General features: G+C 50.1%; 20 protein-coding genes. 8 read left to right on the top strand and 12 right to left on the bottom strand.

Annotation, left to right across the window (positions count from 1 at the left end; genetic code table 11):
* Nucleotides 1-139 precede the first annotated feature (139 nt).
* Together AUR64_RS19800 and AUR64_RS20330 are read right to left on the bottom strand one after the other, a co-directional pair.
* Nucleotides 140-814, bottom strand: a complete 675-nt coding sequence (locus AUR64_RS19800; protein ID WP_082230528.1) for a metallophosphoesterase family protein — start codon at nucleotides 812-814, stop codon at nucleotides 140-142.
* 6 nt (nucleotides 815-820) lie between these two features.
* Nucleotides 821-1,234: a hypothetical protein gene (locus AUR64_RS20330; protein WP_155120440.1), complete on the bottom strand. Its 414-nt coding sequence runs from the start codon at nucleotides 1,232-1,234 to the stop codon at nucleotides 821-823.
* A 246-nt stretch (nucleotides 1,235-1,480) separates the two neighbouring features.
* Between AUR64_RS20330 and AUR64_RS01430 the strand changes: the two genes are divergently transcribed.
* From AUR64_RS01430 to AUR64_RS19795, 3 genes are all read left to right on the top strand, one after another.
* The gene (locus AUR64_RS01430) at nucleotides 1,481-3,682 is read left to right on the top strand and encodes a helix-hairpin-helix domain-containing protein (protein WP_082230527.1); all 2,202 of its coding nucleotides are present in this window, start codon (nucleotides 1,481-1,483) and stop codon (nucleotides 3,680-3,682) included.
* Between the two features lie 279 nt (nucleotides 3,683-3,961).
* The gene (locus AUR64_RS01425) at nucleotides 3,962-6,583 is read left to right on the top strand and encodes an McrB family protein (protein ID WP_082230526.1); all 2,622 of its coding nucleotides are present in this window, start codon (nucleotides 3,962-3,964) and stop codon (nucleotides 6,581-6,583) included.
* Nucleotides 6,576-7,880 (top strand): McrC family protein, encoded by a 1,305-nt coding sequence (locus AUR64_RS19795; RefSeq protein ID WP_162265519.1) that lies wholly within the window; start codon nucleotides 6,576-6,578, stop codon nucleotides 7,878-7,880. The genes AUR64_RS01425 and AUR64_RS19795 overlap by 8 nt, the downstream gene beginning before the upstream one ends.
* A 349-nt stretch (nucleotides 7,881-8,229) precedes the next feature.
* Here the strand turns inward: AUR64_RS19795 and AUR64_RS01415 are convergent, their stop codons facing one another.
* The 7 genes from AUR64_RS01415 to AUR64_RS01390 all read right to left on the bottom strand — a co-directional run bounded on the left by AUR64_RS01415 (nucleotide 8,230) and on the right by AUR64_RS01390 (nucleotide 17,665).
* Nucleotides 8,230-9,189: a DNA-processing protein DprA gene (locus AUR64_RS01415; protein ID WP_058580168.1), complete on the bottom strand. Its 960-nt coding sequence runs from the start codon at nucleotides 9,187-9,189 to the stop codon at nucleotides 8,230-8,232.
* The gene (locus AUR64_RS01410; protein ID WP_058580167.1) at nucleotides 9,189-11,612 is read right to left on the bottom strand and encodes a phosphoribosyltransferase; all 2,424 of its coding nucleotides are present in this window, start codon (nucleotides 11,610-11,612) and stop codon (nucleotides 9,189-9,191) included. Before AUR64_RS01410 ends, AUR64_RS01415 begins: the two co-directional genes overlap by 1 nt.
* 111 nt (nucleotides 11,613-11,723) lie before the next feature.
* Entirely contained in the window at nucleotides 11,724-12,560 is an 837-nt protein-coding gene (locus AUR64_RS01405; protein WP_058580166.1) for a M48 family metallopeptidase, read from the bottom strand.
* 93 nt (nucleotides 12,561-12,653) lie between these two features.
* Nucleotides 12,654-13,304: a restriction endonuclease gene (locus AUR64_RS01400; RefSeq protein WP_058580165.1), complete on the bottom strand. Its 651-nt coding sequence runs from the start codon at nucleotides 13,302-13,304 to the stop codon at nucleotides 12,654-12,656.
* The gene (locus AUR64_RS20325; RefSeq protein ID WP_155120438.1) at nucleotides 13,304-15,331 is read right to left on the bottom strand and encodes a hypothetical protein; all 2,028 of its coding nucleotides are present in this window, start codon (nucleotides 15,329-15,331) and stop codon (nucleotides 13,304-13,306) included. The genes AUR64_RS01400 and AUR64_RS20325 overlap by 1 nt, the downstream gene beginning before the upstream one ends.
* Before the next feature lie 70 nt (nucleotides 15,332-15,401).
* The gene (locus AUR64_RS01395; RefSeq protein WP_058580164.1) at nucleotides 15,402-17,183 is read right to left on the bottom strand and encodes a DEAD/DEAH box helicase; all 1,782 of its coding nucleotides are present in this window, start codon (nucleotides 17,181-17,183) and stop codon (nucleotides 15,402-15,404) included.
* Nucleotides 17,184-17,383: 200 nt separating this feature from the next.
* Nucleotides 17,384-17,665 carry a hypothetical protein gene (locus tag AUR64_RS01390; RefSeq protein WP_058580163.1) on the bottom strand — a complete coding sequence of 94 codons (282 nt, stop codon included), beginning with the start codon at nucleotides 17,663-17,665 and terminating at the stop codon, nucleotides 17,384-17,386.
* 123 nt (nucleotides 17,666-17,788) lie between these two features.
* Here AUR64_RS01390 and AUR64_RS01385 point away from each other — a divergent pair, with 123 nt between their 5' ends.
* The 3 genes from AUR64_RS01385 (at nucleotide 17,789) to AUR64_RS01375 (ending at nucleotide 19,849) form a co-directional block, all read left to right on the top strand.
* Nucleotides 17,789-18,904 carry a hypothetical protein gene (locus AUR64_RS01385; protein ID WP_058580162.1) on the top strand — a complete coding sequence of 372 codons (1,116 nt, stop codon included), beginning with the start codon at nucleotides 17,789-17,791 and terminating at the stop codon, nucleotides 18,902-18,904.
* Between the two features lie 59 nt (nucleotides 18,905-18,963).
* Complete coding sequence (locus AUR64_RS01380) at nucleotides 18,964-19,218, top strand: hypothetical protein (RefSeq protein ID WP_058580161.1); 255 nt, start codon at nucleotides 18,964-18,966, stop codon at nucleotides 19,216-19,218.
* 145 nt (nucleotides 19,219-19,363) lie between these two features.
* A complete protein-coding gene (locus AUR64_RS01375; RefSeq protein WP_155120436.1) occupies nucleotides 19,364-19,849 on the top strand; it encodes a hypothetical protein in 486 nt (161 codons plus the stop codon).
* A gap of 30 nt (nucleotides 19,850-19,879) precedes the next feature.
* Here AUR64_RS01375 and AUR64_RS01370 read toward each other — a convergent pair whose 3' ends face one another.
* Nucleotides 19,880-20,503, bottom strand: a complete 624-nt coding sequence (locus AUR64_RS01370; protein WP_058580159.1) for a hypothetical protein — start codon at nucleotides 20,501-20,503, stop codon at nucleotides 19,880-19,882.
* Nucleotides 20,504-20,648: 145 nt separating this feature from the next.
* On the opposite strand from AUR64_RS01370, the gene AUR64_RS21300 reads away from it, so the two are divergent.
* Nucleotides 20,649-22,487, top strand: coding sequence for an ADP-ribosylglycohydrolase family protein (locus tag AUR64_RS21300; RefSeq protein ID WP_082230524.1), 1,839 nt, complete (start codon nucleotides 20,649-20,651; stop codon nucleotides 22,485-22,487).
* 33 nt (nucleotides 22,488-22,520) lie between these two features.
* On the opposite strand, the gene AUR64_RS21335 is transcribed toward AUR64_RS21300, so the two are convergent.
* Together AUR64_RS21335 and AUR64_RS21330 are read right to left on the bottom strand one after the other, a co-directional pair.
* Entirely contained in the window at nucleotides 22,521-22,883 is a 363-nt protein-coding gene (locus AUR64_RS21335; protein WP_205628356.1) for an HNH endonuclease, read from the bottom strand.
* Nucleotides 22,884-23,087, bottom strand: a complete 204-nt coding sequence (locus AUR64_RS21330) for a hypothetical protein (protein ID WP_082230548.1) — start codon at nucleotides 23,085-23,087, stop codon at nucleotides 22,884-22,886. It abuts the gene before it with no gap.
* Nucleotides 23,088-23,635: 548 nt separating this feature from the next.
* Here AUR64_RS21330 and AUR64_RS01360 point away from each other — a divergent pair.
* A complete protein-coding gene (locus AUR64_RS01360) occupies nucleotides 23,636-24,112 on the top strand; it encodes a hypothetical protein (protein ID WP_058580157.1) in 477 nt (158 codons plus the stop codon).
* The last annotated feature ends 8 nt before the right edge of the window (nucleotides 24,113-24,120 follow it).

Genomic DNA, 24,120 nt, shown 5'->3' with positions numbered 1-24,120 from the left:
CGCAAAGCATAATACTGGTTCGATCAGCCACAGAGAAATTCATCTTCAATCAGCAATTCGGAGTTGGGTATAACGTGATCTATTCAATAGATTTCAAGTCATCACTACCCTCATCACCTTCTGATTGAGATTGGTCTATTCAGTTGCCGTCCTGGAGCCGTTGCCACGCTTTCTCCGGTAACCCGGCGGCTTCGACGTCATCACGAACACAACCGATATCGTATGCAACCCGTTGGAGATTTGCAGACTGATCGGTGGTGTCGACGACTGCGTATGCCGCCTTTGGATTGCCATCTCTGGGTTGACCGACACTCCCCGGATTTACGACTAACGTTCCATCAACCTGCTCTGCATGCTGGACATGGGTGTGGCCAAGAATCAGAAAATCTGTATCCACATTCTTGCCGACGTTTTCAAACTTGTCTGGGTGAACATAGGCTCCTTGGCGTGCTGGGTCTGGATGACTATGGACGATCAGAATTGACTCCTGACCTATGGTGCTGCGGTCTGGTAGCTCACGGAGCCACTGAAGCTGCGTACTGTCGAGTTCCTCTGCCGCATGTTGTAGTCCAGGACCGGCAGTAGGATGGTGTGCATATTGCTCTGGCGTCTGTGTGGTACGGTCGTGGTTTCCCGCAACGACGATATCTGCGAAGTCTCGAACCAATTCGAGACACGCTGCTGGATTGGGACCATAACCAACGATATCACCGACACACACAACGAGATCTGGGTCTCGAGACTGGATCTGCTCTACAACTGCTCGGAGCGCGGGTTCATTTGCGTGAACGTCAGAGATGAGTGCGATTTTCATTGTATGTTATCTCCCTTTTCGAGTGAGGCTTGCAATCTTCGATCCGTAAGAGACGGACCGTGGACCCGCGATATCACGTTCACCACCTCTGTGAGTGATTTTTGACCTAATACGAGGACTGTTTTTGTCATCCGGTGGTTCCTCAAAGCTCTCTTCTCTAAATTGAGTTATGAGCAGCTGTACGTATTGGTGACCACTCCCACCAGCTGATTCCTGAACACATGTGACTGTCAGCAATGCCCGTCCAGTTGACCCATCGCGGATCGCAAGGCCCTTTTCTGGGCTGATTGATGAGATATCAACACCGTCTGGAACCTCAATATGGGTCCGCTGATCGTCGACTATTGAGTAGTTATCTCCCCTACGCTGGAGCGTTACTGCAAACTTCGCTCCTTCATTTGTTGGTAGCTCAATCGGCATCTATACTATGAGAGATGTTGGATGATGTATTTGTGACTCGGCGACTACTTCTCCGACTCATCTTACTATCCGTACTAGTCAAGCATGACTCAACTTACGCCACTTCGAGGGTAGTGGTGGCTCGAGTACAGAGGTATGGGTAGTTTGGAGTTGTACTGAATACACCTGCTAGTAACTCTTGTAAGATTGTATTTTCAGTAGAAACTAATATGCACCTGATACGCAATCCAAGTAGAAACTTCGACGATGGCATTAGCACCTACACTCACCCAAGACAGCGAGGAAGACTGGAAGATTCGAGCATCATTCAGCCGTGGTCGTTATCGATTTAGCCTCCGTTCAGGGGCAGAAGACCTCCTTTTGAACGACCTGGGTTACGAAGAAGGAGATAAGATACCATTCGAGCTGCTTCGAACACTCATCTACGCTGGCGATGCTTGGCTTCCGACGAGAAGTAGTCCCGACATTGAAGCCGGCCAGGATCTATTGGTCCCAGAAGATTCGCGACCGATGACTAAACAGGAAGCTGTACTAGTTTCAACGCATCTCGAATCCAAGCGTTACAGCTCAGAACAAATTGAGGCCCTGGCCGCCCACATTGAGGACACAGCATTAGCCCCCGTTCTCGACTTGGATACACTCGAAGGCAAAGAAGAATGGGTCGAGAACATCACGGAGAAGTTCTTCTCTGACTCGTCGAATAAGCAGAACAAAGAGGAGCTGTCGACAGTATCCGAGACGCCGATGGATTCAGTGCCCAGTGTAGAGTCTACTGCGGCTACTGTTCTCCACATTGGCCAGGCGAGTCTGGGTCGACGTAACCTCAGCCGGAAGCAACGTCAAGCAGACTATGAAGACGCATTCAATCAAGCAGTCAACCTTGCTATTGCGCAAAACGTCAGTGCCGTACTCCAAACTGGTGACCTCTTTCATAGCCGGTCTCCATCCGGTAAGACTGTAGATCGAGTCCGCAACCATCTAACTCGTCTCAAGAAAGCGGATATCCCGTTCTACCTGACGTATGGTCAAAGAGAAGTGGAAGCACGTACAGATCACGTCGAGAATCTTGAAGAAGAGGGTCTGATGACGTACCTTGGTGGACAAACCGTTTCACTCTCACCAGGTGCCGTACTCCATGGCATCGACACTGGATCACCTAAAGAACGTGCAGAGGACGCACAGTCGTCTGATGGCCAGACCGATGCAGTGTCTTTGTTTGCTGTGGCAGACATGGGCGGTGAGGCCATCGATGACAGTGACACATTTGATGCGATAGAAGCAGCAAGTCCTGTCGCACCTGCAGCGTACTTCGTCGGTGGCAACAACGAGCCAATCCAGGGTGTCCGCGAAAAGAAGCTAGTCAGCGATCCAGGAGCAACCGAAAACACACTTGGAAAAAGGACTCTGAAGCAGCCAGAGACGCCTGACAGAGGAGTTTGTCTATACACCATCTTAGATAACCAGATTGGAATTGAGCGGCATCAGCTCGAAGTCCGCGAGTTCAAATCTATCTCTCTGACTCTCGACCAACAGACAACCAAAGATGACATCAAGCGAGCCTTCCGGCGGTACGATTTCTCAGAAATGGCAGTACTGGTCGAACTCACAGGTGAGCGGAATGACGAAGACTCACTCTCCAGAAAAGCCATTCAGTCGCTAGTCGCAGATCAGTCGTTCTGTGCCCGAGTCTGGGATGAAAGAAAACGCTGCTCGAAGCCTAGCGACGCCTCTGGAGACGATATTGGATCTAATTCACCATCTGAAAGCGACACGGCTCGTGTGACGGATGACCGCGCTGACGAAGTGATTCAGAAAATCGTCTCACAAACCTCCCTCAATCGAGACCAGGTAGAGCGAAAAGTATCACACCTCACAGACAGGAGTATTGACCGAGAGGATGCAGCACGCACGGTGAAGTACCGCCTTACTGCTGAAGAGGGCACGAACATCTTCGAGATAACCGCGGTTGGTTGGTATCGGGGACACCACCTCCTCACGGCTGGATTCGATACCATTTCTGTAATTGCGGATGCATCTGCTGACACTCTCAGTAAAACGAAGGGCATTGGTGACGACCCTGCAGCAGTCATCTTTGAAGGTGCCATCGCACTCGATACAGGGCGGAACTTAGTCAACGAGTTGGCTCACGAGATTGGCTGTGACGATGATGAGATCAGAGGCTGTCTAAATCTGGTCAGAGCGAGCGGAGTGACGGTGGAAGAGGCTGAGAAGACTCTTCGTGGCCTTTTTCGACAAGAGAATCGACCATCTATCGTCGATGTCGAGGGTATCTCTGGGAGACAGGCATACTACCTCTATGAGGCTGGCTATCATGAGATTCAGCAGGTTGCGGAAGCCACTGAAGAGCAACTTCAAGCAGTCCCGTATTTGGGTGCTTCGACAGCAAACAAGGCAAAGGAAAGCGCGTCTGAGTTCGTAGGTGCTTGATCGATCACGTCTGACATATCGTCTTTACTTGTTGGATGATTTTGAGTAGAAGACTGGAACTCTAGAAGGGTGACATCATTACTAACGCACCTAACAGTGTTATTCTAACCGATTTAATTCAGATACTATTGATTTCTACAAGATAATTCTGTCTCGCTAGATACTCTTCTACTCGACTTTCACGCACAGTCAGATCACTGTAGCTGGGCTACTTTCAACGGAACCCAGATGTTTCATATTCCCTAATAAATATAGTGGAGAGCAGTAACGGTTGGATAGATGCCAAGCTTGCTTGAGATTGATGGTTTTGTATTTGAGACGCAGGCACTGAAGGACGCATTTCGACTAGCTCCAGATTTAACTGAGTATGAAAACACAGCCTATTCTGAAGCCGCACTTCGGGCAGGAATACGCTATTTTGCTGATTGGGGGCCTGCACGAACGACTCGTTTGAACAACTCTGCTGAAGCGTCTCTTGACAATCTCTCTCCCGAAGGCAGGCGCGATCTGTATCAGACCATCACGAAGCGTTTAGCTGAGAACCTAACTCAGCAGTACCATCTCGAGGTGGATACCACTGATCTCAGAGCATTCTTCGAGTCAATTAGCCAAACTCCACCACCGGATTCATTCGTAACGTTTCTTATTCGATATCTCCAGCAGACTTCACAGCGGATTCATGAGTTTGAAGAAGGGTTCCAAGACAAGGCAACCGAAGACTGTGGATCGAATCCAGGCCGCTTCTTCGAAGCAATTCGACGTCTCCCTGGACGATACCACAAGGTGAAGACTGACCAGTATGAAGGGGACGAAAGCATCAATGGCGTTCGGTATCTGGTTCTACAGTCACTTACATCGGGAGAGACGCTGACCTCAGAGAAATTGGGGACACTACTAGCGAACGAGAATGAGCGCCAAGATACGAACATTATGGTAGGCTACACGCAGTTTACCGTCCTTGGCCAACTGTACTTCGATTATTACAAACCACGGCTCAACATCTATCTCGAGGAACTCGCGAACTACTTTATCGGAAAAGCCGAAGTTGAGGATTCGACTGCACACACAGTCAATCACTCTGAGCCACGTCACCAACTCAACGACTTTGCATGGATAGCGATTCACCCAGAGGACAGTGAGAGCCAGACTGACGCGTATCAGCTCTACCTTGGCTTCAAGTCAGAACAGCTTTCTTATGGTCTGGCTATTGGCGAGGACCTACGTCAGCAAGACTCGAAGCGTGTACGTGACATCGATGTGGCATCTGGAAGCAACGTCACGGCAAAAAGAATTATTTCAAAATTCAAAACTGTTCGTGACAGCTATCACACACTCAACGATATTGGAGGCGTAATCGAGCCACCTGAGAAGCCTGAAATTGCAGATGTGGTTCAGCGACAACTCGAAGCGAAGAAACAGGTGGTATTCTATGGACCACCCGGAACCGGGAAAACATATGAAGCGAAGCGATTCGCTGAGTGGTGGATCCACCAGCAAACGGAGGCAGGGGTATCATCGAATCAGATACGGTCTGTGACATTCCATCCATCATTTTCCTATGAGGACTTCCTGGAAGGTCTCACCGCGGACGCAACAACCTCTGGTGGTGTCACCTATCGAATCAAATCAGGTGTTCTCAAAGAGATTGCAGTCGATGCTGAGAGCGCACTAAACGCGACAGATGAGGATGCAACCCCACCGCCCTTCGTCCTCATCATCGACGAAATCAATCGTGGAAATCTCGCACAGATCTTCGGTGAAATCATAACCCTGCTCGAAGCAGACAAGCGAGGTGAGTTTGATGTTGAGTTAGCACACTCCGGAGAGACATTCACACTCCCGCCGAACCTCTACGTTATCGGCACGATGAACACTGCAGACCAGTCGATCGCACTCGTCGACACAGCTCTTCGACGCCGCTTCCGGTTTATCGACTTCCCACCGAGCCTGGACATAGTATTCAGTCAGTATGAGACAGAGACATCGACCGCTACAGAAGCGGTGTCACAACACTACGATGTGGTCTCAGCTCACGAGAGACTCCTTGGAGCAAGCATCCTTGCTGTCGAAACACTCAATGAGCGAATACTGGATGCAGCCCAACTCGGGAAGGGCAAACAAATCGGTCATACGTATCTACTCAATCAGAAGTCGACTGCTGATGTCGTCGATGCGTGGCGATACGACATCCTCCCGCAGCTCGAAGAGTACTACTTCGGGCAATTCACACGACTCCGCGATGAACTGTTGACCGAAACAAACAATAGACTCATCGACTGGGACAGTGAACGCATTCAGGCATTCGACGCCAGTACACTCTACTCGTCACTCTGTGACCTCGCCGGAATAGAGAACCCAGCACCGCTTCCAGAGGGAGCAAAACCCATTCCGGATGGAAGCGGGAGTACAGTACAAAAAGAGTCTGCAAAGGATGCATGGGGTACAGGAGAACGTACACCAGAAACATTCCGTCAGCGCGTACAGCAAAGACTAGACGACGACTCAGCCCAGAAAATATACCGAATACTCGATGCCGGCGAAGAATTGGGCTGGTTGGAGGGCGGTCGAGGTGAGACAGCGAGAGTGATGATCAAATCGAAAGCTATTGACCCCACAGGAGCACCGCTTAGAATCGGTCAAGATGGCGAGATTGAGTTCGAATGGAATTACATCCGCAATCGAGATTCGAACCCACTCACAGGAGAATTCATTGACGAGACAGCCTCCGCCTTCGACGAAGTAAACGGGTACTCCCATGAATGGGATCCCGAAGCCGAAGAGAATCGAGAGTTCAGTAAACCTCAGCTCTCGGTCAGTGATCTCTCTGCTGACGACATCACAGCCTTGATTGATGGCCTTCAATATTTCATCGAGCAGGCTGATGCCTTCGAAGATGACTGAATTCGATACAATCAGTCATTTCGGGCCGCCACTCACAAGCGATAGCGCTGTAAAGACGATTCCACCATCGAACCCAATCTCGTTAGAGGAATATGAGACGTCAAAACCATTCGAGATTAGTCCAGAAGACGTCGCGTTTCTCGAATCACTCCACGCGACCGAACAGGTAACACCACTCCGCGTCTCGTTCACTAGCGAAGGAAAAGCAGTCATCAAAACCGGGTCTCACGTTGGCGTTCTCACACTCCCAAGTGGCGTCCAAATTGAGGTCACACCAAAACAAACGGTGACGAGGCTCCTTTGGGCGCTGAAGTATGCATTCGATACGCCTGTTGACGCGCTTGACATTGAGACAGAATTCACGAGTGCATCCTCATTCTTCGATGTCCTCGGTGTACTCTTTCATGCTGAACTGCAGTCTATCCTCCAGCAGGGACTCCACCGAGACTACGTTCGAACACGCTCGGTTCGCGAGCATGTTCGTGGACGGATTGATGTGCAGCGGCAACTCCAGCGTCCGTCTATTGTTCCAACTGATTTTGCGGTTGAACATGATGAGTTCACTGCAGACAACCATCTGAATAGAGCTGTACTGGCAGCACTTCGTGTGTTGTTACTCTTGGTTCGAGATGACGCGCTGTCGAGCCGTCTCCAATATCAAGCTCAACGCCTGCGTGAGTTCGTCTCCGTTGAGCGAGTCTCACTGTCCAGTGTTGAGCGTCTGGAACTCACCCGGTTGAATGACCACTATGAAGCATTGTTGGGGCTAACCCGATTAATTCTTGCACGTGACTTTTTTGAGGATGTTCGCGCTGGAGAGCGGCGTTCGCTAGCCTTGTTTGTGAATATGAATAGTGTCTTCGAACAGATTGTCGAGCGGGCTTTTCGGTCGGTTGCGCGAGATATTGGAAGCCTCCGTGTTTCTGGTCAGGCATCAATTCCAAATATTGTCACAGGCCCACATGCTGTCAAGATGCGGCCTGACGTTCTTGTCGCTCGCGAGGATGGAACACCAGTACTTGTTGCAGACGCAAAGTGGAAAACTGGGTCAACCTCATCGGGAGACATCTATCAGCTAAGCTCGTACATTCTCGCGCTCGAAACACCAGGAATACTGGTCTACCCCGAGCGAGGCCAGCAAGGCGAAAAGAAATCACAAGTAATGGAAGAGCACTCGCTTCGATCAGTCGAGTTAGCAACGAACACTGATGCAACGACGTACGACGAGTATGTTGCCGCGCTCGAAGCCAGTGCACGTCGGTGTCTGGAAACCATCGAAGAACCCGAGTTGGTGTGAGAAGGGTGCGGGATTAGTCGATCTTGATGTTGCTCATGAGTTGGTATTCGTACTTCGCGTTGTGACTTCTGTTGCTCTTGATTCCCCGACGCCTAACATAGTTTTTGCGAAATACATCTGCCAGCATTTTCGAGGCTCCTTCTTCCGACCAGGAGAGTTCTTTTGCAACGTCATGGCAGTCTTTCCATTCTGTGGTAGTGAGTGCACTGCAGACGCGGCCTCGATTGTTGCTGGTGCTTAGATGTGGCATATTCCGGAGAGGACGTGGGTAGATCATATAGTCATTCAGACCTACGTCTCGGTTGACAGATATGGGCGGTTGAATCAATATTCGGTGTAGTGAAGGCAGTTATCCCCAATCGTCCAGGCTCATCTGCCCGTCATCATCGGATTCACCAGTGAGTTGGTTACCGTGTTCAAGCGGTGGGAGACATTGCAGCCTGTCCATCAGTTCAAAACTAGTCGAAACCACCGCCGTAGATCCGTCAGATCGAATCTCTTCAACTCCACCGCTTGGCTCAATTCCCAGACTAGAATCTGGAACAAACACTTGCCGTCCCTGCTTGATGGCCGTCTTATACTGCGCCATCGTTCCACCAGAGCCATCTGTCGCAACGATTACCGTCCCAGGACTCAACGCCGAAATCGTCTTGTTACGGTCAAGAAATGCATGCCGAGTAGGACCTTCTTCTGGCGGACGGTGTGAAAGGAGGAGCCCACCTGCATCGACGATTTCAGCAAACAGTTCGGTGTTCTCTTCGGGATACGTATTGTTGACGCCCGTTGGAAGAACGACAATGGTCGAGCCAGTCTCCTCAAGAGCACCCTTGTGAGCCGCCGTGTCTGTACCTGCAGCACCCCCACTGACAATTGTGTAGTCTTCAGCAGCCATTTCCCCGGCTACCTCACGAATCCAACCTCGACCATCCTCATTGGTCTCACGAGAACCGGAGACGCTTACGAGCCTGTCGTCTAGACGACTGAGGTTACCCTTCGTATAGAGAACTAATGGGGCATGGTGGTGTCGCAACGACGCTGGATATCGCTCATCATCAATACCGATGACAGCGGTCCCCTCACTTTGGTACCGCTCGAATCGCTCTCGGTACTCATCAATCACTGCACCAAGTTCCTGCAGCTGTTGATGTGTATCATTATCCACGTAGTGAAACTGGTCGAAATCACTCCGTGAACTGCTTTCAAATTCAGTCTTAGTCTCGAATTCTCGATAGAGTTCGAGTGCACGCTTGTCACCAATCCCGTCCACCTCGGTGAGTGCGACGAGTAGCGCAAGATCCTCGATTCTCATTATTCGACTCCCGAGATGATCTCGGACGCATAGGTCTCTGGCTGTGTGATCAGCTTTGCGTCATCATCCCCTGGGGTGAGGCCAAGCGTCACTCCAAAGATGCCGCTAGCGCCTGCCTCACGAAGAAGATGGGCTCCGGCCAATAATGAACTGCCGCTCGTTGCGATGTCATCCAGTATAATTACCGACTCACCGTCGAGCCTGGTTCGAGTTCTGAGCGTTGCATTCGGATCATTCGCGACAACCTCCCGTTCCTCACGTGACTTTTCACGCTGTCTTCCGGTCGTTTCTGTCCGTTCAAGCATCGGTGAATACGTGATTGGAGTTTCGTCGACAGCGTCCTTTGCAAGTTCGACGAGTTGGGGGCTTAGAGAGTCTTTTTCGTGTCCTGGGAAGACTGTGATGAAGTCGTAATTCCAATCATCACGCAGGAAGCGACGGTTAATCAAGTCACGTAGACGTCTCCGGAATATAGGAACTGGATCATCCTCACCAAGTTTTGCAAGCGCTCGTAGCTCGTCAAATGATTCAGAATTGGTGTTATACCAATCCAAGGCAAAGACTGGTACTGACCTCTGAATTGGCGAATCACTAGCTGGTTCGAGCCGCCGGAAGAGATGTGTCATCTTTCCGTAGTTGAGCATGAAGTCCCAGGTATCATCCTTTGTCTCGGGTGTTGCGTCGGGCACAGGACCTGTGACAGGAACGCGATCGGCTAGGTGGGGCTCGGGAATGGTTTGGATGTCGACTTTCTCGTCGTCGTTGAGCTCGGCAAATAGTTCGGCGTAGAGTTCTTTGGCTGGAATCGTGCGGTTACTCGACCCGTTTTCGGTTGGTAGTGGTGGGTATGCGGGCAGTTGATTGAGGACACTGATTGCGTATCGTAGGTCGTCTGGGGTTTGGACGAATTCTGGGAGCGGGGTTTCAGTTTCTGGGGCGATAGGCCGGACGAACTGACCGATGTCCTTTAGCATCGTATTGTCTTCGAGCCACTCTCGTGACGCTTTCTGGTACGGTTCTACGCTAATCGAATTATACTCAGTAACCCATCGGCCGGTGCCGAATTGCTGACGATACTCTTCCATCGAAAACGGAAGCCGGTTTTTGTGTTGTTGACCATAGCCACTGAAGACCAGGTCGAGATTTCCATCCCCGAGACAGGTTTCCAGAAGTACGAAGTATTGCACGCACGGGTCCGTCAAGTCATCCGGTCTGATTGGTGTCTCAGGACGCAGCATAATCGTGGAGACTACCTTCCGAACACTACGGAGTGCCTCGTAGTACTCAGACAGCTGGTTCACGACAATCTCTGAGTCTTCTCCTGGCTCGGGGTCAGTATCCGTTGGTGTTCCTGGCTCTCTTTTTGGCCCTGAACCCGTTGGAGGGTCTTCGCTATTGATTTCCTCCCAAATTGTCCGTGCTTGGCTTTCTCGCAGTCCATACACCGATTTGAGATCATCGAACGACTGCGTTTCTAACTCCTCCAGGGTTGTGATCCCTGCTTGCGCAAATCGGTACCCTGCGACCGGCCCCAGCCCTTTCACGGCGTAGAGCCCTTGGCCACGCTGAGTATCAATAACGTACTCTTGGACATACTGCAACGCTTCTTTACGTGCGATACCTCGCTTGGTGAGTGACTCCACACTGGATTCGATATCGTTAGAGTCCAGCGTGGAGGAGAGTGCCGCGATTGACTTTACTGTAGGATCGGTGCTTCCACCATCTTCACCGCCATCGCTACTACCAGTGTGTGGCCCTCTCGGATTGTAGTCCGTTGGCTGGTCGATATCTGCGAGCATCCAATAGAGTGGCATTGTCTCGTGGAAGACGTCACAGACAACGTCAGAGAGATTCAAAGGAAGTTCTTTCAGTGAGTGGTCGACGGTAATCGTGAACCCTTTAGACAACGACTCAGATCGGCGTTTAAACAGACCTGCATCGGGGTTTCGCCAGATGTCGTTTTTAGTGCAGAGAATGTATGCTGGATGCTCGTTGAGGAACGAGGCGATTTCAGTACTATGCTCTTGAAGTTTGGAGGCTATCTCAGCTGCTGATTCGTCGTTTGCCCAGGGACCGAAGTAGAGCCCGCAGAGTACGTTTCGGTTAAAGAACCCACGAGCAGAACCGCCATCAATTCCGAATTCGAATTGGAGTCCACCTGAAGGCTTTCCGAGTGACTGATACGTCTCGTGCGACAGTCCTAGCCAGACATATTCAGATGTGTTCGAATTGGGTGGCCCAATGTATGGGGAGCCAGGGCTGCCGTCCCATTTGAATGCCTCGAACCAAGACTTGTCCTCAAAGACGTCCTCTACGTGTGACTGTAAGCGATTAAGTTTAGTTGCAATCTGCGTAGAGTCGGGGTCTTCGTCTTCATCAGTACGGAGTCCCAGCAAATCGTCGTAGGTAAGCTCGACAGCCATCTATGATATCACTGAGACTCAATTTATGGCATATAAATACTACGTCTTGAATGATACGCCGGGCCTACACGATTGCTCGCCACGAATTGAGTGGCCAATAGTAGACAGAACCTATTGCATCTCGACTACTCGCAGGATCCGTTTTTCCATATCAGGGTGGGTACTGAGCAACTTCGCAAAGAGACCACGTCGTCCCCCAGCGATGCAGAGCGCACTCAGACTGGTGCTAACTTGCTGAGCACCCTCTCGACTGAACTCTGCTTCTAGTTTCGACAGTGCGTTCGCCATGGCTTCAGGTTTGTTCGTGAATCGAACTGCATCTGCGTCAGCAACGAACTCTCTATGGCGTGAAATGAGCCTCACAAACAAGAGGAGGAACAGATGAACAATTGCACTCACTGCCGTTCCAACGAGCCGTACTAGGGCAGGATTCTCAGAGTCGAGTGAGGCAACCCAGAATGCGATGAGTAGTCCAGAGCTCAGGAACGTACTCAGTGAAATACCAAGGCTCGTAATCACAGAATCACGATTTCGAAGATGAGCGAATTCATGACCTAGAATACACTCAAGTTCATCGTTGCTCATCATATCGAATAGTTCTGGAGAAATGAACACGTGGCCGTTGCCACGACGGCCAAGAGCCATTGCATTCGGTGTATCGGTGTCTCCAAAGTAAAGCGTGGGACGCGAAATCTCCATATCTTCTGCAAGTTCATCAGCTCGACGGTGAAGATCTGAATAGTGTTCTTCGGGAATGGGCTCTGCGTCTGTGCTCCACATTGCGAATTTGATAGTCATCAGGTATTGGAGTCCGACGAAGATTACAGTCCCCAAGACTGCAACCCAAACACCGCCACTCACAAAGAGAAACAGAGAAATGACTGAATACGCTAGAAGGAGCACTGTACTCGCAATAATCATTCTAATTGATAGCCAAGGGTGATCCATGCTCCCGGAGTTTCTGGATCGGGTATGTAAATCTTCTCAAATAGACTATTATTCACCGATGCTGTCAAATGCTACAAGACTCATCTTCTTGCCTCAGTCCAGTCGACCGAGGACATCTCCCAGTGCTTCTGAATCCAGCTCTGCTTCAGATAGCCACTGTCTGAGCTGGTCTCGCCCATAGAGAATCACTCCAGATTTCTCTGCAGCTTCTTCCGCTTCCTGAGAGTACCGTGATGTAGTTACCACAGCAGGCGTGTCAATCTGGAATTCTGATTTACGAACGACAGAGCCAGTATGGATTTCTTGAACCGCACTAATGCCAACTACGTTGTTCTTGCTGTAGGCTTTTGCTTGAACCCCGATTGTCGAGTCGTCTTTGGACCATACGACGTCAACTCCTTTGTCACCAGATGCCTCCGTGACGATTGCCTCACCTTCAATTCGAGTCAAGAGCTCGGCGAGAATGTGCTCGAATTCGTTTCCATCAACTAGCTCAAGGTCGCTTAAGTCGGTGTACCGAGGGGCACGTGACGATTGCGACAGCGAGATTGTCTGGTATTGATTCAGCTGCCTCTGTTCTCGACGAAGTATTTCAACTGCCCGAGCTCGCGGAATATCCCTTTGCCAACCGTATTCGATGAACTCTTCAGCCAAAATTCGCAGTGGGGCATCAGCCAATTCGAGAAACTCTGCAAGTGAATCTGCTTCTTCTGCCTGCCGCTGGACGATTTCGCGTTCATTCATCAGTAGTCCCCCAGAAGCTGCTTGAACATCCCAGCACTATGTCGGTGAGTCTCTTCGTCCTTCTTGACGTCGTAGACAATTACTCTGTTCCGCCCAAGCAATTTCTTGCCGAGAATCACCATGTAGGCCTCATTCGTTCCTGCCTTCACTGAACGGAATTCTATCGAAACTTCTGGTGGAATATGATCTTGATCAGTCTCACCCAGGGAACGACATGCCGAACAGTCTCCATCAACCAATTCGGTATCACTGTAGTCGACATTACAGAAACTACAGGTACCACGGTGGTCCTCACAAACGTGTCCTGACCCGATAGTCGTCGACACTCGATGATCACCACAGATCACCTCACCACCAACGGAGCATCTAATGCTGTGGTGACGGCAGAATCCACGTTGTGAGTCATCTGACTCCGCAGAGCAAACCCCACAGTATTCGATATGGCTGTCGCAAAGCACCTTACCACAAGTGGTGCATGTGTCGCTGTGATCCGAACAAACGAGGTCTCCACACTCATCACACGCGTCAACATGTGATTCACAGCGGAGTGAACCACAGACCTCACATGACTCAGTGTGGTCCTCACAGTGATAGTCATTACAATCTGGACAGTGACTAAGATGAGTCTCACAGTGGAACTCTCCACACGTTCCACACTCCTCACCACACAGGTGACACGTAGATGAGTCACAGCTACTGCATGGTTCGCTGTGATCATCGCAGCTGGAAGCACCGCAGGATGAGCAAATCTCAGCACAGCTCTCACAAGCGTCCTCCCGACAGATCTCGCACTCATAGAACGCAGACCCCGTCTCACAGTTATTACAGTACGCTAGACCACAGTTCCGGCAACTCGTCGAACACGGATCACCAACCAGATGACCGCTTGCACAGATTCGTGGAAGAACACCCTCTGTGAGGTCCCTTGAGCACACCCCACAATCTAATCCGTGAAAATCATCTGTAGCAGGAAGATATGAAAGTCCCACAGTACAGTCTGCATGATTCGACTCAATCTCCAACGTAAGCGTTCCACGGACGTACGTGACTTCCGTTACGCCCAGTAATGACACATCGACGTTGACCTCATTCCGATCAATGACTTCGTCGATTTCTTTGAGTTCCTTATCATCAAGCTCGTCTCTCTTCTGGATAACCTGCTTTCTGAGTACGTTCAGATCTCTCTTCGCCTCTTTTCGATTTTTAATGTATCTCCTGCGAGTCTCAGCCTTCCTTGCTTTCTGCTGTTTGTTCCTCCATTTAGCGACCTCCTCTTTCTGCTCGCGAATTTGGTCCTCAAGTTCGGTACGGCGCTGTTCGTACCACTCACTAATCTCTTCAATCCGTTCGCCTGCACTCTCATCAGCCTCTTCACGAATCTCACTAACGAATGGTCGTGATCTGTCAACGACCGCCTGTTGAGCTTCCTTGTACGACGCTTCGACCTTGGACTCCGAGACCTCGCGTCGAGAGTGTTCATTGTTTTGCTGTAGCAGCTGCGGGAGATGTGACGTGAGTCGAGCAGTGAGGTCGGGCAGCCGTGTCTGAGTCTCTGGATCAATCGTCACAGAGAACATTTCTTCGCTGTGGAACGAAGCAGGCGTCTCAAATTGAACCCGGAAATGAAACGCCAACGCAAAATCCGATGTACGTTCGTTGAAGTCAGAGATATTGACATCCAAGCCGGACTCACGAAGAACGATTGGCGGAGTGACTTGGAGATCATCTTCCGTCAGTCTCAGTCTACCAACGGTCCCAGGCTGCCGAACCAACTCCAATAACTGAGAGAAGAATCTTGTACCGGGTTGGACGAGGAGATGGCCAGTGCCCATCTCTCGATCAGCAGGATGGAAGACCAACGTTCCCTGTTGTCGTCCGAGTTGCTTGGAGAGTTCATTTGAAAACGTTACTTCCCACTCTTTTCTGTCTGAGCGATCGATTTCTGCTCCGAATTCTTCTAATACAGATTTCGTGAAGCGCTTGATATTGACACTATTGAGAATCGATGTGTCAACTTCGGAATTCATAGCACACCCCGTAGTGCACCGAGAGAATTCTCGGACACGTATCGCTGAGACTCAGAGGTAGTTGTTTGACTCATGCTTTGTTTCCTCCTGTCTCGAAGCTCTCGAAGACTTCTTCGTTGAATTCCTGTGCCTTTTTCGCGGACTCCATATCCGATTTCAGGTCGACCGCCATGTCCTCGAAATTGTTCTCCAATTGTCGCTCAGACCCTGCTTCAATTAGCTGTTGGAGAACTTCTTGTTCGAATTGGCCTCTCGATTGCTCCCGTTCGGATAGAATCTCCTTGAGTCCGCCAACCGTTTGGTGGAAGACATCAATCTTGCCGTAGAGCTTGTCCAAGACATAATCCTCGACAGTCCCCTCCAGAGCTAGGTTGTAGACATAGACATCTCGACTTTGGCCGATTCGGTCAATACGACCAATTCGTTGCTCTACGCTCATTGGATTCCATGGCAAATCATAGTTGATGATTACGTTGCAGAACTGGATATTGCGTCCTTCACTGATCGAATCGGTTGTCACTAGCACACCGCCTCGATCCTTGAACTGCCGGAGCTGGGCATCCTTCTTATCGCTCGACAGAGAGCCATTAACACGATGAATAGGGATTTCGTTGTCGTCGATCTGTAACGCCTCGATAATCGCATCCTGTGTCGCACGGAACTGAGTGAAGACGATTGCCCGCCCTGTGTTCATCTGTTTGTTCACGCCACGGATAATTTCGAGAAGCTTCTCTTGCTTTGTTGTCTGCTCAATTTTCCGTGCTTGTTTTGCGACAGTGAGGAGTTCTTGGCGTTCTCTCCCGCTCACCTTTCGGCCGTCTCCATCAAGCCATTTTTCGACGGTTCCAAGCACTGCCCATGGCGAGCTCACCACCTCTTTTTGGAGCATGAGCATGACCAGGTGCTGTCCACTCTGTTTTGAATAGTGATTCTTTACGTACTCTGTGACGAGGTTGTAGAGTTCCCGCTCTTGTGTGCTAGGCTGGAATGTTTTTGTCCGCACTTGCCGGTCAGTGAAATCGATGGACGTATCGCCACGTTTGTGTCGAATCATCACAGACCGCAACAGTCGGTTCAACTCAGAGGCGTTTCGTACTCCACCGTTCCCCATATTTGGGATGTATCGCCGTTCGAATTCAGCTTCTGTCCCGAATAGACCCGGCCGGATCAGGTTGATAATGTTGTATAGGTCCGTGACGTCGTTTTGAACGGGTGTTGCTGTTGCGAAGAACGCATATTGAAAGTCGATGTCTTTGACGAAATCGTAGCGGTTAGTTCCCTGGTTTCTGAGGTAGTGAGCCTCATCAATCACTAATGCATCCCACTTGCGTTTGTAGATTTCTTCGGCATACGAAGCTCCCTTAGCGGTATCGATACTTGCGACGATTCTATCGTCTGTCTCGAAGCCCTCAAACTCATCATCGTAATTGCAAACAAAATCCAGACCAAACTTCTCACGCATCTCTTTCTGCCACTGTGTTGCCAACTGGGCAGGAGTTAGAATCAAAAACGTGTCGTGAGCTTCACGAAACACCATCTCTTTGAGAACCATCCCAACTTCGATGGTCTTCCCGAGACCGACTTCGTCCGCGAACAATGCTCTTCCATCCATCTGGAACAAGGCTCGATGAGCAGCATCTAACTGATGTTCTAACAGCTGGATTTGCTCCGCAATCTCCTCGATTGATTGGAGTTCTTGTTGGCTCTGTGCAATCGAGAGTCGGTTTGCTTCGATATTGAGTAGATGGTCTGAGTGAGTCTCTGTAACGGATGTTCCGATTTTGTCGAGCGCCATCGGAGAGTCCTCAAAGTTCACCGTGATATCTACGAGTGACTCATCTTCTGAAGCCATTCAGTTGTTAACAAACCTCACTGTGTACAGATAATATTTTTGAAATTAGTTAGAGCGTGTGAGTGTCCACACGGTACTCGGATGTCTTGACTCTACTATCAAAAGACTCAGTCGCCATTGTCAAGCTTCATTATCGGTGTTGGTCAGATCGAGACTTTGGAAGATACTTGAATAGACTAAGAAGATATGACGGAGGAAAGCTAAATATGACGAGTCAGATCCTTTTTCATTTCCTTGTTTCTATAATCCACATCTCTCTCACTCGTCTCAACACAAGTCCTCTCTTCACGCGTTTCTGTTGAAACGGGGTTACCAATATCGAGATTGTCAAAAATCTCCACGAGAGTCTTGGCATTCCGCTTGCGTTGTTTGTCAGAGGCTGTCTTAGCTTGCTGGTAGTTTCGTCTCTCTTGTTTATCCCGCTTGATTTTCCGAAGGTCGTTCTTCTGTTTTCCTTGAATCCAGTTTTTCTTCTTTGGCATCTTCTACTTTTAGCTATGTTCGACAATATATAAATCTGAAAGCTAAGTCACTGGCTAACCCAGTCAAATATTCAGAATTTCAACAATCATTCGATTTACAAGTTAGCAACAAGACTGCTACGCATGGAACTTTACCACGTCTCAGAAGACGATTTACAACGCATACCCGAAACCTCAGTGGACTACGAGCGAACACTGGAAAAACAACTCGTGCGTACTCATGCAGCCACCATCGGAGGCGAAGACCTACTCTATCTCAGCCGTCAAGAAGGGCCCTCAGACGATCAGACTACGTTTGATCTCATAGCAGTCGACGCCAATGGCGATATCGTTATTCTCGAACTCAAACGCGACCGAACTCCCCGGGATATCATCTCACAAGCGCTCGACTACGCAAGCGGACTCCGTAACACAACATATGAGACACTCGCCGATTGGTATGAGGAATTCAGACAAGCACACGATATCGAGACTCCCACTCCGTCAGCACTCAATGAGGCGCACGCAGACTACTTTGAGCTTGACGAGCCGTTATCAGAACGAGAGTTTAACCAAGATCAGCGTCTGCTGCTCCTCGCCGACGAATTCGACGAGAAAACCATCTCAGTAGCTGATTTTCTCCGAGAGCACGGTATCGACGTAATTTGTGTGACTCACCAGTCATTCAGATCCGAAGAAGGTCTGCACTTACTCACAACGGAGGCCATTCGTCGACCGCTCCGAGAAGAGCCACAGAGTATGGGCGAAGACGGGAGTCGAGATGGTCCAACTACACGCAAAGCTGAACAACAACTCGCGTTCTGGAAGCGCGTCAAAGAAGAGATCGCGTCCCGAAATTCACCACTCAACAATGGCTGGACTCCCAAGAACAATACTGCCTGTAATCTAAAAACTGTGGCAGGTGCGCCTATCCAAGGTGGATGCAAAGTCAACGAGCAGGTTGTCGAGATGCGATTCATCATTAAAGACGACGCTGAATTGTACCGAACGCTCAACGAAAGTCAAGAGGAGATTGAGGATCGAATCAGTACAGCACTCTCAACAACGACGCTTGCCGAATATCAGTCAGAATGGATCGCACCCACTGAGACAACAGCAACTAAGGACCGAGGGAAGTTCATCGTACGACGTAGTATTGACTTTGACGACGAAAAGAAACTGATGGAGGGAGTCCAGTGGCTCGTGGAAGTCGGTGACGTGTTCTTTGAGGTTTTCTCAGAGGAAATCGAGTCAGAGTAGGGAACTCAACGATCTGTCTGAGTATTAGAATTTATATGTACCAGTTGTCAGAACCAATTATGGCAACTGAAAAACCAGACAAAACTGGGCAAATCGAATGCCTCCTCTGCAACCGCTATTACTGGTATATCAACACTGTCCACCTACGGACTGCTCATAATATGGAATTCGACGACTACGCGAAGCAGATCGCTGAGAAGCATGGCTATGACGGGAACGAAGCCCCGTTCGACGACGATACACTCCACAGTGCGGACAACTGGAAAGCGTATTCAGGCGACGTCGAATTAGACATTGGGATTGAGACCAGTTAATCAAATTATATTGAACTGGGTGTGTTGTTGCACTTCAGTATTCTAAATCTAAACTGTAGTCGCACTTGTGTGTAGTCCTGAATCAAATTCAATATCCACAGATTGACTAGCAATGATTTTATCCTATCACTTAGATTCATAACCGATGTCACGTAGTCGCTTATCAAGATCAGAGGACCTCTCAGACCAATTTGTAATCTCGTATTCTGTGGCAATGCCATTTGAGGGAAGAGATGCCAAAATAAACCTGATCAACCGAAAAAACGACCAGGTTGAGATTATTATATCTGATATTCCCACCCCCGGTTACTATCACACCGATTATAACTACCGTGAATTGCTGGACGACGATGACAGTAGACATGCACACGCAACTGCGAAATGGATCCTGAAAGACGCAGGTAAACACCTGCAAAAATACGATTGGTCAGAATCCAGCGCCAAGTCTAACAACCCGAATCTGTATCTCAAGGATGTCTACTTCAAATGTTCACGCAATGATGTCGATGACGCTGTTATGGATGCAAAGAAGTTTCTGACCGAACTCGAAGAGAACGTACTCCGTCACAGCCGTGAATTTGAAGTCAATCTACAGAACCCACCAAGCGAAATCATTCAGAACTCGGACTGAGAGCGAATAGTGTGAGTTGCAGAACCCGACTCAGTTTATACTTACATCTGGAACAAGCTCAAACGCAATCGCATCCTCAACCGTCCACTCAAGATTATCAGTCGACTCCTCATTGACCTCATTATACGAAAGCACATAGACCGTCTCGTATTCGCTGAAGACGTCTTCCGTAATGTGGTACTCACGTTCTTCGGTGAACTTCAAGTCGGTACCATCCTCCGAGCGAAGGAACGTCGCCTCCACTGAAATGCCTGTGTGGCGAGTAGGAACGACTTCGCCATTTGTTTCTGGCAATGGTCCATCCGTCATTGGTTCAGGCCGGTCAAGATGCCACCCATCCGATGTCTCATAGAGCACTTCGATGATGTGGCCTTGACTCCTTTGTGACCGGACCGCCGGTTGATCCTCGTCTTCCTGCCATACATGCCGACTCACAGCATGCTCGAATGTGAGAGGCGGAGAATGAAGCTCTCGACGCTCAATTGTAAAGTCCTTGACTACCGGATCGAAGCGGTCTTTGGGTCCACGGGCCTCCTCGATTACAATCTTTTCTGGTGTCCGAACAATCGAGAACTGCCACGGCAAGGAATCGCTCCCTTTGTGTGACTCAACCTGGAGCGTTTCACTGATGGAATCCTGGCGGTCTTGGTTCATTCGTGAAGAAGTCTCAACTGTATGTACTAAGCAATTTGGGAGAATACATTGGGACTTGTTTATCACGAGGTCTACCGCTTCGGTGAGCAGATGCTACGATTAGTTCGTCATTCACACTTACATACAGAGGGTCAGATATCGCAGTATGACCGAAGAAAGTAGAGCACAAGGATGTCTTCTTGGATTGGCCTGTGGTGATGCGCTCGGTCGGCCAGTTGAGTTCAAGAGTGCATCGCAGATCAAGTCCCAACATGGCAAAGTCATCGAGATGCTGGCAAATGGAACCCACGGACAACCAGCGGGCACAATTACTGATGACACAGAGATGGCGCTCTGCATCGCTGAAAGTCTCGTAGACAAACGAGGGTTTGACCCAAGCGATGTCGGGAACCGATTCGTTGACTGGCTCGAATCAGATCCATTCGACATCGGGCTAATGACACGTGACGCGGTTTCACATATTCGGAAGGGTCGTCCGTGGGACGAAGCCGGTGTCGACGTCTGGGAATCACGGCCCGAAGGCTCGAACGCAGGTAATGGAAGTGTGATGCGGTGTGCACCACACGCGATTGCATTTCGGCACTTCGACGACGAGCTCATCCACGTCAGTCGACTCTCATCGAGTATCACCCACGCCGACCCACGCTGTCAATGGGGGTGCGTAATCCTCAATCGGACACTTGCAAACCTGATCCGTGGTGAGAGTGACCCACTACAGAAAGCACTGGGTGGGATATATGATGCCCCCGACGAACTCACCACTGCACTTAAGCATGTACAGAAGGCAATCGACGGAGAGGTGGATCAGTCCCGCTTCGAGGCCAAGCTCAAACACTCAGGATACGTTGTTGACTCACTGCAAGCAGGGCTCTACTATGGTTTGACAGCAGACTCAGCAGAAAGCGCAATTGTCCAAGCCGTAAATGAAGGTGACGACGCAGATACAGTCGGAGCAATTGCAGGCGCGGTTGCTGGCGCGAGATTTGGTGCCAAAGCCATCCCCAACCGATGGACAGAGGAGATTGACGAGGCAAGGCGTCTCAAGCAATTGGCCAAACAACTGCTGTCGATACGTCTGAAAATTCCTGGAAAGAAACACGCCACGCTGGACGATAGCAGCATCGTATTCAAAGAGCGGACAATTGAGGGCCCAACGTACATCCCCATCAGTGAGTTCCAGCGAGCAGGGATTGGACACCGACCTCACCCAGCCCCACACCGCAGCATCAGAACGGAGTATCACGACCTGACGCCAGCGACCGCTACAATGCTTGACTGGGAACAACGCGCGTATGCCGTTGAGAGCGGTCGTACCAAGAATTACAAAAGTTCAATACCAGGTCCAAAAGGAGGACGGTCAAAACGACAGATGGTTGCGGTTCCACAGTATTCATCTGTCGATTCCTTTGATGAGCTACCGAAGGTAGACCAGCAACGCATCGAGCATGATTCACAAGAAGCCGCAGAGGCTCTCATTCGAGCATGCACAGCATTCACCGCCATTCGACATCCGATAACTGAATTGGAAACCGAAGCAATCGGAATCGACAGAATGGATCCAATCGCCGGAGCCACGCGAGTATTCCTTTCTCCATTGGGAGACCTGAGCGGTTCATTATTAGGACGAAATGTGTGCAATGGGTACGACTCACCCGACGAGATTGAGGCGTTGCTTGAGGGCGAAGATATTGGACAGGTACTGGTTAGAAACCCCAATAAGGTTCACAGCGCAGTGAGGAATTCTCAGGAGGTCATGAGTGGTGCTGCAGCCATCTTGGATTACGTAACGAATATACGAGCCTCTCAGAGGACAGCAAACTTGGCCTCCTATGGTCAGGAAACGACTATGGAGGAGTTACGCAATCAGGCACGGCAGATGGTTGGGGAACTTCACGTCATGTACGAATCACTCCGGCGGGTGGCAGTTCGGCATCCGGAAGTTGACTACGCTGAGTGGCGTAAAATGTCCTCTGCCTACTGCTGATTGATAATCTGTTTGTACATTTGTGACCGCTTCTTATTCAGATACTGACCATAGAAGCGAGTTACCGATCTTTCGACTCCCAACACGTTCGTCCTCTTCGAGATCCTTGAGTCGAACGTATGCAGTGCGGCGGTCACATCCCACGTTCTCAGCTATTTCGGATGTCCCTGCCGAACCACCAAGTTCACGAATTGCAGTGAGAAATTTTTCATCCTCAAACCCTTGAGAATACTTTCTACTTTCCTCATCCCGACGGATGCTGAGTACCGCTGCTAATTCGTCATGCCGTAAGCCCTCAACAGCGCGATGGCATGAACGACACAGCGTTATTAGATTGTCTGGTGTATGTGCCTTCCCTGGAATACCGAAGCTCTGGAACGGGGCAATTGCATCCACTCAATTGGTCTGTTCACATACGACTTCTCGAAGTTCTTCAAGCAAATCCGGTCGGTGCTCAGCTAGAAATTCGACATCATCGGCTAAGGGACCAGTAATTCGTGATCGGACTCGCGAAGTGGCTTCGTAGCGGCGTTGGTCGCCGTGCTCTCCTGCTATATACTCACGTTCACTTTCAGTGGTCAATGCGCGCCCAGTTGCCATATACGAACGTTTGGTCACTGACATCCTAAGCACCTATCGGAGTTCGACCCTATTAAGTTGTCCTATGAGACAAGGTTGTTGTATACAGCAAGTGTTAAGCGGTCTTGGAGAGTAGTTGTGACTGAGAACTGGTAACGTCGCATAAGGCGGCACGGTGCTGGAACACCGTAGCCTGGTTCTCGCAGTGTCAAGAACCATGAGTATCGAAGCAAGCGCCGGTATTGAAACCACCGGCACAGTCGACGTAGTAATTACTGGACCATTCCGCGAACCACAGTCACAGGGCGGCCAAACCTACTACCGCTGTGATTATTGTCATGCAGAAGCGGCTGACCGTAGCGTCCTCATAGACGTCTCGTGCTTCCACAAGTCGGAGTGTGTACTCGGATGAGTCTCGGTACAGATCTCACTAAGTGCGAAGTCTGTGGGGCAATTGGACTCCCAGAACGCATCCTCGACCACGATTGTGAAGCATTCCTTGACCGCCACTGGGCCGACGGACTACATACTGAGTCGTCGGAAACTGATACCTGCTCGGAGGAGCGTCAATGAGCGAGACGCTCCAAGCGAAGTTCGATGATTTGGAAGCGCGGTTTGAGGCGTTAAACAGAGCACGGGTCGCTGCTTTCGACCGTATCGACGAACTCGAAGCTGAGAATGAGCGGCTCAGTACGCGGTTGGCTGAGATTGAACAACTCGTCTCTCCCGACCCTGAGTCGGTAGCGTATGAGCAACTCACGCGGTCACAGAAGGTTCACAGGATTCGCAAGAAGCTCGTTGAGCACGCGGCCAGTCGACAGACTGGGAAGTCACAGATGGAGTACAAGGATGTCAAGTGGCTCTTCAATGGTCACCCATCGCCAGGACATTGCTATGACCTCATGGAACTCGCCGGAGAACTCGAAGGCTTCTCGTATGAGACGAGTGACGGTCGGTCGAATCGTGTGCTCGTGAATTTTGAGGGTGTGAACGATGAGGCGTTGATTCACGCCGCGAATAACGCACCCGGGGGACGGAGGGTCTAAGATGGGTA

This window comes from Haloprofundus marisrubri, assembly GCF_001469955.1.
In the GTDB taxonomy this organism is placed as follows: Archaea; Halobacteriota; Halobacteria; order Halobacteriales; family Haloferacaceae; genus Haloprofundus; species Haloprofundus marisrubri.
Note: the sequence above shows the minus strand (reverse complement) of the source record. Positions and strands in the feature narration are given on the sequence as shown.

Coding starts and splice junctions, on each gene's coding strand:
- AUR64_RS01410 (WP_058580167.1), bottom strand. CDS start 11,612: ATGGCTGTCGAGCTTACCTACGACGATTTGCTGGGACTCCGTACTGAT.
- AUR64_RS01380 (WP_058580161.1), top strand. CDS start 18,964: ATGGCAACTGAAAAACCAGACAAAACTGGGCAAATCGAATGCCTCCTC.
- AUR64_RS19795 (WP_162265519.1), top strand. CDS start 6,576: ATGACTGAATTCGATACAATCAGTCATTTCGGGCCGCCACTCACAAGC.
- AUR64_RS01385 (WP_058580162.1), top strand. CDS start 17,789: ATGGAACTTTACCACGTCTCAGAAGACGATTTACAACGCATACCCGAA.
- AUR64_RS20330 (WP_155120440.1), bottom strand. CDS start 1,234: ATGCCGATTGAGCTACCAACAAATGAAGGAGCGAAGTTTGCAGTAACG.
- AUR64_RS01375 (WP_155120436.1), top strand. CDS start 19,364: ATGTCACGTAGTCGCTTATCAAGATCAGAGGACCTCTCAGACCAATTT.
- AUR64_RS01430 (WP_082230527.1), top strand. CDS start 1,481: ATGGCATTAGCACCTACACTCACCCAAGACAGCGAGGAAGACTGGAAG.
- AUR64_RS21330 (WP_082230548.1), bottom strand. CDS start 23,087: ATGGCAACTGGGCGCGCATTGACCACTGAAAGTGAACGTGAGTATATA.
- AUR64_RS01400 (WP_058580165.1), bottom strand. CDS start 13,304: ATGAATGAACGCGAAATCGTCCAGCGGCAGGCAGAAGAAGCAGATTCA.
- AUR64_RS01405 (WP_058580166.1), bottom strand. CDS start 12,560: ATGGATCACCCTTGGCTATCAATTAGAATGATTATTGCGAGTACAGTG.
- AUR64_RS01370 (WP_058580159.1), bottom strand. CDS start 20,503: ATGAACCAAGACCGCCAGGATTCCATCAGTGAAACGCTCCAGGTTGAG.
- AUR64_RS21300 (WP_082230524.1), top strand. CDS start 20,649: ATGACCGAAGAAAGTAGAGCACAAGGATGTCTTCTTGGATTGGCCTGT.
- AUR64_RS01395 (WP_058580164.1), bottom strand. CDS start 17,183: ATGGCTTCAGAAGATGAGTCACTCGTAGATATCACGGTGAACTTTGAG.
- AUR64_RS01390 (WP_058580163.1), bottom strand. CDS start 17,665: ATGCCAAAGAAGAAAAACTGGATTCAAGGAAAACAGAAGAACGACCTT.
- AUR64_RS01360 (WP_058580157.1), top strand. CDS start 23,636: ATGAGCGAGACGCTCCAAGCGAAGTTCGATGATTTGGAAGCGCGGTTT.
- AUR64_RS01425 (WP_082230526.1), top strand. CDS start 3,962: ATGCCAAGCTTGCTTGAGATTGATGGTTTTGTATTTGAGACGCAGGCA.
- AUR64_RS20325 (WP_155120438.1), bottom strand. CDS start 15,331: ATGAATTCCGAAGTTGACACATCGATTCTCAATAGTGTCAATATCAAG.
- AUR64_RS01415 (WP_058580168.1), bottom strand. CDS start 9,189: ATGAGAATCGAGGATCTTGCGCTACTCGTCGCACTCACCGAGGTGGAC.
- AUR64_RS19800 (WP_082230528.1), bottom strand. CDS start 814: ATGAAAATCGCACTCATCTCTGACGTTCACGCAAATGAACCCGCGCTC.